Annotated in this window: 10 protein-coding genes and 1 tRNA gene; 4 read left to right on the top strand and 7 right to left on the bottom strand. The window is 35.5% G+C overall.

Annotation, left to right across the window (positions count from 1 at the left end):
* Nucleotides 1–72: 72 nt before the first annotated feature.
* Together DCO46_RS01380 and DCO46_RS01375 are read right to left on the bottom strand one after the other, a co-directional pair.
* Nucleotides 73–1,917, bottom strand: a complete 1,845-nt coding sequence (locus tag DCO46_RS01380; protein ID WP_116750805.1) for an endonuclease — start codon at nt 1,915–1,917, stop codon at nt 73–75.
* 325 nt (nt 1,918–2,242) lie between these two features.
* Entirely contained in the window at nt 2,243–3,757 is a 1,515-nt protein-coding gene (locus DCO46_RS01375) for a hypothetical protein (RefSeq protein WP_116750804.1), read from the bottom strand.
* Between the two features lie 125 nt (nt 3,758–3,882).
* Between DCO46_RS01375 and DCO46_RS01370 the strand changes: the two genes are divergently transcribed.
* From DCO46_RS01370 to DCO46_RS01355, 4 genes are all read left to right on the top strand, one after another.
* On the top strand, nt 3,883–4,314 hold the full coding sequence (locus tag DCO46_RS01370; RefSeq protein WP_116750803.1) for a PaaI family thioesterase: 432 nt from the start codon (nt 3,883–3,885) through the stop codon (nt 4,312–4,314).
* 3 nt (nt 4,315–4,317) lie between these two features.
* On the top strand, nt 4,318–5,382 hold the full coding sequence (locus tag DCO46_RS01365; protein WP_116750802.1) for a chorismate-binding protein: 1,065 nt from the start codon (nt 4,318–4,320) through the stop codon (nt 5,380–5,382).
* Nucleotides 5,383–5,450: 68 nt separating this feature from the next.
* Nucleotides 5,451–6,167 (top strand): bacillithiol biosynthesis deacetylase BshB1, encoded by a 717-nt coding sequence (gene bshB1 / locus DCO46_RS01360; RefSeq protein ID WP_116750801.1) that lies wholly within the window; start codon nt 5,451–5,453, stop codon nt 6,165–6,167.
* A 66-nt stretch (nt 6,168–6,233) separates the two neighbouring features.
* Nucleotides 6,234–6,307 (top strand) — tRNA-His (locus DCO46_RS01355).
* A 399-nt stretch (nt 6,308–6,706) separates the two neighbouring features.
* On the opposite strand, the gene DCO46_RS01350 is transcribed toward DCO46_RS01355, so the two are convergent.
* The 5 genes from DCO46_RS01350 to DCO46_RS01330 form a co-directional block, all read right to left on the bottom strand.
* Complete coding sequence (locus DCO46_RS01350) at nt 6,707–7,555, bottom strand: neutral zinc metallopeptidase (RefSeq protein ID WP_116750800.1); 849 nt, start codon at nt 7,553–7,555, stop codon at nt 6,707–6,709.
* A 92-nt stretch (nt 7,556–7,647) separates the two neighbouring features.
* Nucleotides 7,648–11,334, bottom strand: a complete 3,687-nt coding sequence (locus DCO46_RS01345; RefSeq protein ID WP_116750799.1) for a response regulator — start codon at nt 11,332–11,334, stop codon at nt 7,648–7,650.
* Between the two features lie 88 nt (nt 11,335–11,422).
* On the bottom strand, nt 11,423–12,214 hold the full coding sequence (locus DCO46_RS01340; protein ID WP_116750798.1) for a hypothetical protein: 792 nt from the start codon (nt 12,212–12,214) through the stop codon (nt 11,423–11,425).
* Between the two features lie 118 nt (nt 12,215–12,332).
* A complete protein-coding gene (locus tag DCO46_RS01335) occupies nt 12,333–13,661 on the bottom strand; it encodes an aldehyde dehydrogenase (protein WP_116750797.1) in 1,329 nt (442 codons plus the stop codon).
* Between the two features lie 75 nt (nt 13,662–13,736).
* A complete protein-coding gene (locus tag DCO46_RS01330; RefSeq protein ID WP_116750796.1) occupies nt 13,737–14,435 on the bottom strand; it encodes an RluA family pseudouridine synthase in 699 nt (232 codons plus the stop codon).
* Nucleotides 14,436–14,471 lie beyond the last annotated feature (36 nt).

The following is a 14,471-nucleotide window of genomic DNA, read 5'->3' as shown; positions in this document are numbered from 1 at the left end:
CCGGGAAAATTCCTCTATGAGTATAAAAAAAGCGGCAATTTTGCCGCTTTTTAATTTTTGAAAATCTAATTTTTAATTAATTATGATCTTTTTGAACGTTGTTTTTTCTCCTTTGGTAATTTTGATAATATAGATTCCTGACGACAGATTTTGTACAGAAACTTCAGCAGAAGTTGTATTTTGTTTTTCGAAAACTATTTGCCCTGAAAATGAAATAATTTCAACTGAATAGGGAAGATCTGAATTGTCAAATGCAATATTAAAGTTTCCATCAGAAGGGTTTGGATAAATTACGATTTCATCAGAAGCTGAAACTGTTTCTTCTTTGGCAGTTATGGCTGTTTTGCTTGCCAGATTGTTACACGTATCGGTTGTATACGAATCCCATTGCGAACTCAAGTTGAAAGTGGTACTTGGAGAAGTTACCGTCGATTTTCTTCTCAAAGTAACATCCACGGCAAAATTGGCAGTTCCGCCATTAAAAGTCCCGATGATGTCAATTAAAATGCCGTTTTTAAATAAACCGACAGCATCATTTCCGTTGAAAGTTAATTCAGTTGCCGTTGTCGAAATATTGGCTGAACTTGGAGAAAAACAGGTTGAAGAAATAGAACTGTTTACGATTACAAATTTGCTTCCGGTTGTTAATGTTCCCGTTAAAGCTAAGCCGGTGCTCCAGGATCCCGCACCGTTGGTTTGTTTTTTAATCGTATAAGCCGATAAACTCACAGAACTTCCGGTATTATTGGCAATTTCCAAAGCTTTATTATTTCCGGAGCCTTCGATATATTCAGAGAAAAGCAAATCGGTGGCAGTTCCTGTTCCGCTGCTGTTGGTGGTAACCGAAATGGTATTGCTTGACGCAGAAGTATTTCCCGCTGCATCTTTTGCTTTTACATAAACAGAATAATTTGTTGAAGCTGTTAAACCAGTAATTGTGACCGTAACTCCCGAAACAGTTGTTTTTAAAACACTGTTTGCATACACATCATAAGCTGTAACGCCAACATTATCTGTAGAAGCATTCCACGCAAGTGTAATAGAAGTCGAAGTTTTTGAGGTTGAAGCCAGACTGGTTGGAGCAGTTGGTGCCTGGGTATCTGTAGAAGAAGTTCCTCCCCAGATCTGATTTACATATTCCGGATGATCGATATATGGGTTTCTGTTGTTTTGACGAGCATAAATGGCATTATTTCGGGCAATTTCCCTGGCACTCACAGGATCTTGCGCATGCCAGGCTAAAAGTACATTTAAGAAAGCAGTTGTAAACACTTTATTGCCGGAACCATCAAACATGGCATATGAATATCCTGATACTGTATTTTCATATCTCGTTGCGAAATAGAAGTACATTCTGGCGATATCGCCTTTAAAAGCATTTACAGGTTCAAAAACGGTTCCTGAGTATCCTGAAACACTACTTGATCCCAATTTGCTTCCGTTTTGAGAAGTATATGTCGTTGAATTTACTGTGCCATGCGGATAGTTAGAGCGCATCCCGTTTACTTTTCCGTCGGTTGGTGTTATAAAATGGGCGTCGGCGACCATTGGCGACTGTTCATTAAAAACCGATTGCGGAATTATATGTTCTCTGTTATAACAATCACCTTCGGCAGAATAATTTCCGCATCGTTGTGTACTTCCTGTGCTGTAATTGTATGGATCCGTTCCTGAAGGGTTTTCAGAATACATATCCAAAACAGTTCCGTCGTTTTCGTAGAAATTATCAACGTCAGAAGTTTGATAGGTTGTGTATAAACCGGAATAGCCATTATCAGTATGGCCTTTAATAATATTGTATAATTGTGTTTTTAAAGTGTAACCTGTTCCCGTTGCGGTATTGTAATATCCAGATGGAATTTGAGAGAAACCAAAGGCAGTAAACATCAATAAGAGTAAAAAGTAGTTTTTTTTCATAGTAAGCAGCGTAAGATTTGGTGAGAAATACGATTTTAAAAATCTGATTTTTAGTAAGTTATTTTTGTATTGTAACAAATCTACTACTTTTATGAATGCATTGCGTTAAGGGATGTTTAATTTTAAGGTATATTTTCTTACGTGTTATTTTTATTGCTGCGAAGACACAAAGTTTTTGTAATCTCGCAAAGTCGCGAAGTCGCAAAGATTTTGTGTTTTGCTTTAAAATTAAACTTTGCGACTTCGCGACTTTGCGAGTAAAATTCATAAAGAACTTATTTTTTCTTAAATCACTTATATGGTGAATAAAGGTTTTTTTACAGTTTTACTTCGGGAAATCCTGGCTTTGATAAGCACCCAAATCCGGTGGGGAAGTTCTTGTAATTCCTAAAATATCTGTCGGAATTGCATAAGTCTGATTTCCTTTCGCGAAAGCGGCAGAAGTATTGTCAATATTGAATTTATTCTGAGAAGCATTCAAAAACTTCGGATTTTCATTTAGGATAATTTGGTTGTAGTGAACCGCATCATCTTTAAACTGGTAATCCGGATTAGAGCCTGAACTGCTGAATTTAAGCAAACAATTATTTAGCTGATATACAAATTGAGCATTGGTGCTTTTGTCTAAATTAAATTCATTTGTACCCGAGCCATAAATAATACAATTATTAAAAGTGGCCTGAGTCAGGTCTTTGGCTTCGGGAGTTGCACCTGCCAGTTTGTTGCTTATATGAACGGCAAAATGTTCGCTATTTGGCCAGTTGTTGTAAAAAGTAGAATGTGTAAAGCTGTAATCACCGCCATAAACACAGGATAAACCTGCTAAACCAGAATAATTAATGACAAGGTTTTCGCCATTGATTCGGGAGTTCTGAGCTAAAATTCCGTATTGGGAACAGTTGTAAATCTGTGTATTTTTGATCTGAACCGTTGTTGCAATCTGATTGTTAACAGATAATCCAATTGTTGCATTTTTTAAAGTCAGATGATTGATAGAGTGATTGGCACTTCCTTCCGATAAAATAATAGAATTCCACTGACCCGGAATATCGGAATATTGAGGCTCTAAACGATCGCCTTCAAAAATAACTTCGTTTTCTGATTTTTCGGTAGCAGAAACTTCTCCGTTAATTTGTAAAGAAGCGTTTTTATCTACAAAAAGTCCGGAATTAGCGTGAAAAAATACTCTCGATCCGGCTTCAAATGTTACTGTTTTGTTTTCCGGAACGCCTGCAAAGCCGTAAATAACATACGGTTTGTCATTTGTAAAAAGAAGCTCATTTCCGTTAACAGCATCATTTTCATCCAAATAAAAACCATCTGTCTCTTTGCCATCGATCTGAATTTTTTCTTTTGTACCGTCGGGATTTTGTTTTGGATATAAAAAAACGGCATCCTGAATTAAAGTTACCAGAGCCACCTTTTGAAGATTGGCACCGCTGTCAAATTCGATTTCATCGGTATATAAAAAATCGGCAGGATTGGCATCTGTAATATCGGCCGTAGTTTCTATAAAAATATACAAACTGTCTTTTGCCAAAAGCGTAACATTATTGAAGATTTTTCCGTTGTTTCCGCTCATTCCGTCAACCGTCATTCGGTATTTGGAACTTAATCCTTTTTTAAGCTGGATTACCGGAATCGAAATGTCTTCCTTGCTTTCATTATACACTTTAAGCTGATAGGTACTCGAGCCGATGTTTTTAAAAACGGTATCCAAATAAACGGTATCTCTTGAGAACTTTAAATTTCCGGAACTGGCAACTGTATCAAAATCAGTACGGCACGAACTGACAGCTAAAAGAATCCCAAAAATAAAGAGTGCAAAATAATGACGCATTTGAATTGTTTTCTGTAAAAATAGGAAAAAACTAATTTGTTTGTAAGATGATTTTTTAATTTTAAATCTATTTTCGATTTGTATCTCATCTTTTCTTTAATTTTACGACTTTAAAGTTTATCTTAATGAATTACACAAAAGAGCAAATTATAGCATACTGCAACGATTTTTCAAAAAATACCTTAATGGAAACCCTGAAAATCGAATATATAGACGCTGGCGAAGATTTTTTGGTTGCCAAAATGCCGGTAAATCCTTCTGTTCATCAGCCTATGGGTTTGTTACACGGAGGTGCTTCGGTAGCTCTGGCCGAAAGTGTGGGAAGCGCTGCTTCGCATTTTTTTATTGATCCGAAAGAGCAGGAAGTCCGCGGAATTGAAATCTCAGCCAATCACTTAAAAAGTATCCGTGAAGGTTTTGTCTTCGGAACCGCAAGAATCATTCATAAAGGAAGAAGTATTCACCTTTGGGAAATCAAAATTACTGATGAAGAAGAAAATTTGATTTCACTTTGCAAATTGACGAATATGGTCCTGGACAGAAAGAAAAGGGAATAAATTATGAATCCATTTTTCTTAAAAATTAAATCTCATAAAGAACAAAATCTGCCATTTGTACTTTATTCAAAACCCAATACTTCAAATTTTATTGGGATTTTACAGCAAAATAATACTTTATACCACGTATCGGATTACAGCGAAAAAGGATTTGTTTTTGCTTCTTTTGATGAAAAACAGCTGATTTTAATTCCTGAAAGTGAATCGGAAATCATAACGGCTGAAAAAGAAACAACATCATTTGCTCCGATTGAAATTGACGATCTTAATTTTGATGCTGAGGCGAAATTTCAATATGAATCTTTGGTTGCCAAAGGAATTCACGCAATTAAAAACGAAGAATTCAAAAAAGTTGTTTTATCAAGAAGTGAAGACGTGCAACTGGCTGAATTTGATTTTATAGAAACATTTCAGCATTTGGTACAACTGTATCCGGCTACTTTTTGTTATTGTTTTTTTCATCCGGAAATTGGACTCTGGATGGGAGCAACGCCAGAAAAATTATTAAAGGCAAACGGAAATGTTTTTGAAACCATGGCTTTGGCAGGAACGCAAAAAGATAATCCGGAAACTGAAATTGTCTGGCAGCAGAAAGAAAAAGATGAACAGCAATACGTAACCGATTTTATAGTAAAAAGACTTAGGGAATTTGCAGCTTCGGTTGTAGTTTCAGAACCTTACAGCCTTAGAGCCGGATCAATCTGGCATATTAAAACCGATATTTCGGGAGTTTTAAAGGATAATTCTACTTTGGAGGAAGTGATTGATACTTTGCATCCAACACCTGCGATATGTGGGCTTCCAAAAAAGAAATCGAAAGCCTTTATCTTAGAAAATGAAAATTACGACCGGACTTTTTATACTGGTTTTCTGGGAGAACTAAACAGCAGTTTTGCCGGAAACACAGCAAGTTCTGATTTATTCGTAAATTTACGAAGTATGCAAATACAGGAAAATAAAGCCATTTTATATATGGGATGCGGAATTACAAAAGAAAGCATTCCTGAAAAAGAATGGGAGGAAAGCGTCAACAAATCCATGACGATGAAAAGAGTTTTAAAAAAATAGTTTCAGGTTTCAAGTTTCACGTTCTGTATGCAACCTGAAACCTGAAACAAAACAAACAAAAAAACAAAATGAAATTAGACATATTAGCCTTTGGTGCTCATCCCGATGATGTAGAATTGGGTTGCGCCGGAACTATTTTGAAAGAAGTATCACTTGGTAAGAAAGTGGGTATTGTTGATTTAACACGCGGTGAACTCGGTACACGCGGTTCGGCTGAAATACGTGATCAGGAAGCTGCCGATGCGGCAAAAATATTAGGTGTTTTGGTTCGTGAGAATTTGAAGATGCGGGATGGTTTTTTTACCAATGATGAAAAACATCAGCTGGAAGTAATTAAAATGATCCGTAAATACAGACCTGAAATCGTATTGTGCAATGCAGTTGATGATCGTCACATAGATCACGGAAAAGGAAGTAAATTAGTATCTGATGCCTGCTTTTTGTCCGGACTAATGAAAATTGAAACTTCGATTGACGGAGTGAATCAGGAAGCGTGGAGACCCAAAGTAGTATATCATTATATTCAGTGGAAAAATCTTGAACCGGATTTTGTAGTGGACATTACGGGCTTTGAACAGAAAAAAATAGAAGCGGTCCTGGCTTATAAAACACAATTTTATGATCCGGATTCTAATGAGCCTGCAACGCCCATAACGAGTAAAAACTTCCTGGAAAGCCTAAATTACCGTGCCCAGGACCTAGGAAGGCTGGTTGGTAAAGATTTTGCTGAAGGTTTTACTGTAGAAAGATGTTTGGCAGTCAATAGCTTAGAAGATTTAGTGTAATTTTTTCATTTTTTTCTTTGTAGAAGTAAACCTTTGTTATATATTTGCACTCGCTAAGCAAAAATGGTGGTTGTAGCTCAGTTGGTTAGAGTAGCGGTTTGTGGTGCCGCGGGTCGCCGGTTCGAACCCGGTCAGCCACCCAGTTTCAAAGCCTTGAAGAAATTCAAGGCTTTTTTTGTGCGTTTAATTTTTTTAAACCATATAAGTGATATAAGTTTATTTTAGATCAAAGCTGAATATCGCTAAGGTTAAAAAGCGAAAGCTTAAATAAAAAAAACTAATATTCAAATATTGCCCGCGGTTTCAACCGCGGGGACGCTCGGGATGCTCACAGGAATAGCAGGAATATTTGCTGTGATATACTTTGCGTTCCAGCGGTTGAAACCGCTGGCTATGTTTTCTAATATGACCTCTAGATTTTTTATTAAAATACAGTCTAAGTGTAAAATGAACTTATATCACTTATATGGTTCAAAAAAACAAAAAAAGCACGACGATTAAGTCATGCTTTTTAGCGGTTATTATATTTGGTTTGTGTATTATCTTATTTCCTCAAAAGTAGTTCCCTGTTTAATATCTCCGGTGTTGAAACCTTTTTTAAACCAGTACATTCTCTGTTCTGATGTTCCGTGGGTAAAGGAATCCGGAACTATATGACCCTGCATTTTACTCTGAATAGCATCGTCTCCAACTGCATTGGCAGCGCTCAACGCTTCTTCGATATCACCAACATCTAAATTTTCTTTATTGTAATGTGTCCAGACTCCCGCATAAAAATCGGCCTGTAACTCTAATGCAACCGAAAGTTTATTCGCTTCAGCTTCACTTTTTCCTTCCTGTTCCTGACGCATTTTAGCAGACGTCCCCAATAAAGTCTGAATATGATGGCCAATTTCGTGTGCTATAACGTATGCAATCGCAAAGTCGCCGCCTTTGGCTCCAAACTTTGTTTTTAACTCTTCAAAGAAAGCCAGGTCCATATAAACTTTTCTGTCTCCCGGGCAATAAAACGGACCGGAAGCAGATGAAGCTCCACCGCAGGCTGTCTGAACAGAACCTCTGAAAAGCACCAATTTTGGTTTTTCATAAGTCATTCCGTTGTCAGCGAATATTTTGCTCCAGATATCTTCATTGTCAGCCAGAATCACCCTGACAAAATCTCCCATTTCTTTATCTTCCTTACTCAATGGTGCAGCAGCTTCAGTTTGCTGTTGTCCGCCCTGCATTTGCTCTAATACATTTCCTACTGTCTGGCCGGTTTCACCACCAAAAACGTTTAGCAACAAAATAATTATACCAATAACTCCGCCTCCCAGAGCTACTTTTCCGCCAGAAACACCTCTTCTGTCTTCAACATTATCACTTTGTCTTCTGCCTAGCCACTTCATATAGTATTGTATTAACGGTTATTATGATTTTAGTTGTACGAATTTATAGATTTTTTTGAAAATAAAGTAACTCAAACGAATTAACTTTTAGCTTATTTTACCCATTTCGATAAAGCCTCTTCTACAGTACCGCGAATAATGGGTTTTGAGATATAATCATTCATTCCGGCAGAAATACATTTGTTTCGTTCGTCTTTTTCGGCACCGGCCGTAACAGCGATAATGGGGATGCTCTTGCCAGTCAGTGTACTTCTGATTGCTCTTGTGGCTTCATAACCATTCATAATCGGCATTTGTATATCCATAAAAACCAAATCGGGATTAATAGTTTCTATTTGGTTTACAGCTTCATAACCGTTTTCGCATTCGTAAATAATGGTATTGATGTTCAGGTTTTTTAAGATTGTCTTTAACAAAAGCATATTTACTTTGTTGTCTTCAACAATTAAAACGCTTAATTTTTTCTGACTGGAATAATAGTCTAAATCGTATTCCTGATTTCTTGTTTTGGATATAATCTGATATTTTTCATTAATGCTTTTATGGCTGATATTTAAATTGATGTCAAAATAAAAAGTGCTGCCGTGATCTATTTTACTTTTAACCTGCAAACGGCTTTCCATTAAAGCCAGTAATTGGTTCGAAATAGTAAGCCCTAAACCTGTACCCCCAAATTTTCTGGTTGTCGAACTGTCTTCCTGAGAAAAAGCCTTAAAAATTTTCTTTTGATTTTGCTCCAAAATACCAATTCCGGTATCAATTACTGCAAAACGAATCAGATAATTTTCCTCTGATTTTTTCTCAAGTACCGAAACGTTTAATTTGATTGAACCTTCATTCGTAAACTTAATGGCATTTGATAAAAGGTTAATCAGGATTTGTTTTAAACGAACAATATCTGTCCAGATGTATTTTGGGACATTTGGGTCTACATTCAGTTCCAGTTGAAGGTTTTTTTGATTTGATTCGTAAACAATCAGGTCAAAAATCTGCCCCAGAATTTTCTGTATGTCATAGAGATCTATAAAAAGCTCTAATTTTCCGGCTTCAATTTTAGAGAAATCAAGAATGTCATTTATAATTTCTAACAGGGAATGGGCTGACTGATTGATCGTTGTCATGTATTTTTCCTGAATTTCTTCCAGATTGGTTTTCATCAGTAAATGAGTGAATCCGATAATACCGTTTAGCGGCGTACGAATTTCATGCGACATATTGGCCAGGAAATCAGATTTGGATTTGTTGGCCGCTTCTGCCAGTTCTTTGGCTTTTATGGCATCTTCGCTTTCTTTGATTTTTGCCTGATTGCGGTTTCGGTCCAAAGCCGAGGAAATATTGTTTGCAAGTGTCTGAAATATATAGATTTCGTCTTCTGTCCATTTTCTTTCTCTGGTACAGTCATCAAAACCTATAAACCCCGAAAAGTTATTATTGGCATATAAAGGCAAAATCAGAATTGACTTGATTTCGTTCATAACCAATAAGTTTTTGAAAAAGGTATCTTCAAGATCTTTGGTTAAGGTACTTAAAACCTTTTTGCTTTGCGAATGAAGGATTATTTCTTTTAAATTCTCTTCTGTAAACTGTTGTAATTTGGTGATTTGATGCATTACGCCATCTTTTGACCATTTGTGTTTCTGACTGATAGTCTGGGTCTCAAAATCTTTTTCATAATAAAAAATGTGATCTACATTTGAAGCTTCCCCTATAATTTCATAAGTTTCCTCAAACATTTCTTTGGTACTTTTGCTCATTAGAAACTTTTCTGTACAAAGCGCTAATGCCGAAAGTAATTCACTTTTTAGTTCCAGTTTCTTTTCAGCCCTAAGACGCATCTGAGATGAAATGGCAAGGGAAATAACATCAGATATGGTTTTGGCATAATTTATATCTTCGTTATCCCATTCCCTTTTATCATCTGTGCTTTCAAAACAGGCAACTCCTGCTAATTGTCCGTTTAAGAAAATAGGGACATCCAGCATTGATTTTATTTTGTTTTTGGTAAAATAAACCTCCTTGAATTCTGATGTTTCTAGTTTATTGAATACGTCCGGGGCGTTTATAATAGCCTTGTTTTTTAAGGTTTCAAAGTAAATCGGATACGATTCCTTATCCAGGATATTTTTATCATTCAGCGTCTGACTATCTCTGCTGAATATATTTTGGCAGGTAATAATATCATCAGAATATCTCCAGAAACTGACCCTGTTTGTTTTTGATACAGTTGCCGCTTCCTGAATAATATAATCTATAACGGTTTTAAAGTTATTGTAATTTCTAAAATCGGTTGTCGATAATTTTTTGGTTGAATTATTGTATGCTTCAATCTTTTCAAGACGTCGCTTTTTCTCGTTTTCGATGTTTTTTATTTCGGTAATATCTCTTGCAATTCCTGCAAAACCTATTGTTTGCCCCAAATCATTCTTGCGGATTATTACTTTCTGAGAAATCCATAATTCTTCTCCGTTTTTCTTTAAAACCGGAATCTCGATAGTAGGGTAATTGATTTCGTTTTGTTCTAAATTTTCATAAAAATCTACAGCACTTTTGATGTAATCGTCATGGATAAAATTAGAATAATGCTGCGTTAAGATTTCATTTTCAGAATAGCCCAGAATAGAAAATCCGAACTCATTTATAAAGGTAAAATAACCGTCAACATTCATTTCAAAAATAATATCGGTAGCGGTCTGGATCAGGTTTTTATATTGATCCTGCACAATTATCTGTTCGGTAACATCCTGTCCGATACTGATAATCAAATCGTCAGAGAATTTTTTGTCTTTCCACTGAATGTATTTGTATTCCCCGCTTTTACTTTTTAATTTCTGAATGTAGAGCTTGTCATCAATCTGTTTTTTGTCGTGGTTTTTTTTAACGAACCGTTTGTCTTCAGTAAGTTTCCAGAATTTCATTGCCATGACTTCTTCCGGCAAATAACCCAAAATGGAAGTGATTGTTTCGCTGCAGAATAATATTTCCCCTTTTTGATTGGTCGCTATGGTGAGTGAATTTCCTTTGTGAACAATTTCATTTGTAAACCTGAAACTATCATGACTATTTAATAAAACAGCGTATTTTACCTGATTCACAATAGAAATCAGGATAGAAAAATTGATTAATAAGATGGAGGTTTTTAGCGGAATTAAACGAAAAACAACCGTTACAGCCAAAAAGGTAAAAGTCAGCCCGACAAAAATCCAGTAAACTTTTATCGGTTTCAGAATATTATAAGAAAAGAAAAAGGAAATCAGAAATACTATAATCGGAACAACATCATTGTAAAGAAAAAGAATGTTACGGGCAATATAAGAAAAATAAAGAAAGAAGAAAGTGATAAATATAGTTTGAATCCTGTCTCTCAGAAATTTTATTTTATTGGTTAATACATAACCTAATAATACAGCAAATCCAAGGGAGATATTTATAACCAGTAAACTTTTGGGCCTGATTTTAAAGATTTCGTTGATGATTTCCATAAGGATCATCGCGATTCCAAAGAACAAAATATAAAGTTGATATTCTCTTCCGGCGGTTTCATCTTCTTTCTTTTTTTCGATGAAATAGCCAATTTTTGCCTTAATTCTAAAAAACTGATAAATCAGTAAACCAAGAAATCCAAATAGCGATAATCCTAAAATAATGAATTTAGGATTGTTATAAAAGATTATAATATCAGAGTTGAGTACGAACCAGTTTAACCCATTTGATTTCAGGGCATTTCCACAGGTGGAGATCCCTGAAATCAATGAATTAAAATAACTATAGTTTTGTACCATAGTATCTGGGGATGTTTGGTTAAGTAAATAGCTTGTGAATTTCTAAACAGAGTTGGTCAGGTTCTTCTATTGTCTAGAAATTTATAAATTACTCAAAATCCGACTGACCAATAGAGTCAATAGAATCTTCGTCTTTAATATTTAATATGGCACTGTAAATCGCATATTTTACGGAATAAGTTATCGGAATTGTAAACACAACTCCAATACAACATCCGATAAGCCCCACTGTAGAGGCCAGTCCTGCAACAATGAAAAGAAGTGCAATTACCAAAGGTTGTTTGGTTACTATAACAGCACTTGATTTTATAGCGTCAAAGGCATTTAAATCTCCAAAAATGATCAATGGTATTGTCAGTGAGGTGAAGAAAGTTATAATAATCGTTATAATAGCATCTACAACCTGAATTCCCAAATAATTAAAGCCTACAGATATGGCACCTCCGGTTAATGATATTAACAATGTTGAGATAAAAAGCGGAGAAAAATGACGAGAGTTATAATAGCTAAAAATCGTTGAAACATTAAATTCCAGGTCTTTATCAGCACAATCGGCCATTTTTAGGAAACCGGCTGTAAAAGGGCTCAAAAGCGCAGCTACAAACGAAATAACTAATGTGTAAATAATTAATACAGAACCGGCAGGCTGTTCGTTTTGCAGGTTTTTAAAGTATTCTTCGGTAAAGTGTTCAACTCCGTATAGTGCAACAAAAATTCCTCCACCAAGAAAAACAGCTATAATCGAGAATACCAATAATATTAATCCTGCATAAACTGCTATTTTTTTATAGTTTTCAAAAGCATGGTTAAAAACGTTTGAAAAATCTAAAGAATAGCCATTTTTCCTAATGTCTTCGATTTGGTCTAGTGTAGATTTCATTTTTTAAGTAAAGTTGTTTTTATAATCTTATTTTAAATATTATTCAGACGTAAATATAATATATTTAATCAATTCAGTATAAAAATCAACAAAACATTACGAAATTGTTTTTGAGGTGTTAGATCCAGTCTAACAGGCGTTTAATAGAAGCCAGTTTATCTTTGTAAGGCGCATAACGCATAGGAAGATCAAGCCAGTTGCCTTTTTTGACAACTCCTTTGTGATGAGAGAAAATATCAAAGCTCAACTGACCGTGATAAGCACCAATTCCGCTATGCCCGACACCGCCAAAAGGCAGTCTTTTATTAGAAAAATGGACAACGGTATCATTAACGCAGCCGCCTCCAAAAGAGTAAGTTGAAATTAATTTCTTTATAAAAGATTTATTTTCGCTAAAAATATAAAATGCAAGAGGTTTCTCATACCTGCTCACCACATTTTCTATGTCAGTTTCTGTCTCATAAGTCAGGATTGGTAAAATTGGCCCAAAGATTTCTTCTTTCATAACAGGACTGCTCAAATCCGGTTCTTCTATAAGCGTCGGAGCTATGTATAATTTATTCGCATCATTTTCTCCGCCAAAAATTACTCTTTCAGGATCAATCATGCCAACCAGTCGCAGCCAGTTTTTTGTATTTATAATCCGGGCAAAATCAGGGGATTTTTCCATTTTGTTCCCGTATGCTTTTGTGATTTCTTCCATCATAAAAGAGATGAAATTGATTTTCATGTTTTTCTGAATCAAAATATAATCGGGCGCAATACAGGTTTGGCCGGCATTAATGAATTTTCCCCAGACAATTCTTTTGGCAGCGAGTTTTAAATCGGCAGATTCATCAATAATACACGGGTTTTTTCCGCCAAGTTCAAGTGTAACAGGCGTCAGGTTTTCTGCAGCAGCTTTGGCCACAATTTTACCAACGGCAACACTTCCTGTAAAGAAAATATAGTCCCAGCGTTGTGACAAAAGTTGAGTTGAAACATCAAGCCCGCCTTCTACAACTTCGACATGGCTGATATGAAATGTTTTCTGAATGATTTTAGCAATAACAGCTGAGGTATGCGGAGTAAGTTCTGATGGTTTTAAAATCACCCTGTTTCCTGCAGCAACCGCAGAAATCAAAGGGCATAATGCGAGCTGAAAAGGGTAATTCCATGGTGAAATGACCAAAACATTTCCGTAAGGCTCTTTGTATATATAATCGGTAGAAGGAAAATTGAGAAGAGAAGGAAAAACACGTTTTGGCCGAGACCATTTTTTAATATTTTTTATGGTGTCTTTCAGTTCCGAAATAACATAATTTGTTTCTGTTAATACAGCTTCAAATTCAGGCTTTTTAAAATCATCGTATAAAGCTTTTACAATTAAATCTTCGCTTTTCTGAATGTTATACAATAACTTTTTAAGTGTTTCTCTTCTGTATCCGATGTCGTTTTTGTAGTCCATTTTATGATTAACTTGAATTTTTGCCTATGCAAGTTAATTTATAAAAATTAAAAAATTAAGAATTATATCATAAAATCAAAGTGCGTTCCAGATTGTTTCGTCCGGAGTAGGGGCGATGATAGTGATATTTTCTTTGGAAACCGGATGTACAAAAACTAATTTTCTGGCATGAAGATGAATTCCGCCGTCCGGATTACTTCGGTCAAAACCATATTTTAGATCGCCTTTTATTGGTGATCCAATAGCAGAAAGCTGCGCACGAATCTGATGATGGCGGCCGGTATGCAGGTTAATTTCCAGAGCCACATAATTCTGAAGTTCTTTAAAAACAGTATAATCCAGGCTGGCTACTTTACTATCCGGAACTTCTTTTAAATGTGCTTTTGAAGTATTGTTTTTTTCGTTTCTTTTTAAAAAATGAACCAGTTTTGCCGTTTTTTCAACAGGTTTATTTTTGACAACCGCCCAGTATGTTTTTTGTGTTTCGCGGTTGGAGAACATTTCATTCATTCTCGTTAATGCTTTGCTGGTTCTGGCAAAAACAACAATTCCGGTTGTAGGTCTGTCCAGACGATGAATCACACCAAGAAAAACATCTCCGGGTTTATTGTATTTCTCTTTAATGTATTCTTTTACGATATCAGACAAAGGTTTGTCTCCTGTTTTATCTCCCTGTACAATATCGCCTACACGTTTATTAATTACAATGATGTGATTGTCTTCATGCAGAATTTGGAGATTATTTTTGTTGGAGATTATTTTTGTTGCGGACATTTTAAAATTTAAATTATAGTTTTTAATTAAAAGATT

The organism is Flavobacterium sp. HTF (assembly GCF_003105115.1).
Taxonomy (GTDB): domain Bacteria; phylum Bacteroidota; class Bacteroidia; order Flavobacteriales; family Flavobacteriaceae; genus Flavobacterium.
This window is presented reverse-complemented; position numbering and strand designations above follow the sequence as displayed.

Excerpts from the sequence above, each read along its gene's own strand:
- DCO46_RS01380 (WP_116750805.1), bottom strand. The coding sequence starts at position 1,917 with ATGAAAAAAAACTACTTTTTACTCTTATTGATGTTTACTGCCTTTGGT.
- DCO46_RS01375 (WP_116750804.1), bottom strand. The coding sequence starts at position 3,757 with ATGCGTCATTATTTTGCACTCTTTATTTTTGGGATTCTTTTAGCTGTC.
- DCO46_RS01370 (WP_116750803.1), top strand. The coding sequence starts at position 3,883 with ATGAATTACACAAAAGAGCAAATTATAGCATACTGCAACGATTTTTCA.
- DCO46_RS01365 (WP_116750802.1), top strand. The coding sequence starts at position 4,318 with ATGAATCCATTTTTCTTAAAAATTAAATCTCATAAAGAACAAAATCTG.
- bshB1 (WP_116750801.1), top strand. The coding sequence starts at position 5,451 with ATGAAATTAGACATATTAGCCTTTGGTGCTCATCCCGATGATGTAGAA.
- DCO46_RS01350 (WP_116750800.1), bottom strand. The coding sequence starts at position 7,555 with ATGAAGTGGCTAGGCAGAAGACAAAGTGATAATGTTGAAGACAGAAGA.
- DCO46_RS01345 (WP_116750799.1), bottom strand. The coding sequence starts at position 11,334 with ATGGTACAAAACTATAGTTATTTTAATTCATTGATTTCAGGGATCTCC.
- DCO46_RS01340 (WP_116750798.1), bottom strand. The coding sequence starts at position 12,214 with ATGAAATCTACACTAGACCAAATCGAAGACATTAGGAAAAATGGCTAT.
- DCO46_RS01335 (WP_116750797.1), bottom strand. The coding sequence starts at position 13,661 with ATGGACTACAAAAACGACATCGGATACAGAAGAGAAACACTTAAAAAG.
- DCO46_RS01330 (WP_116750796.1), bottom strand. The coding sequence starts at position 14,435 with ATGTCCGCAACAAAAATAATCTCCAACAAAAATAATCTCCAAATTCTG.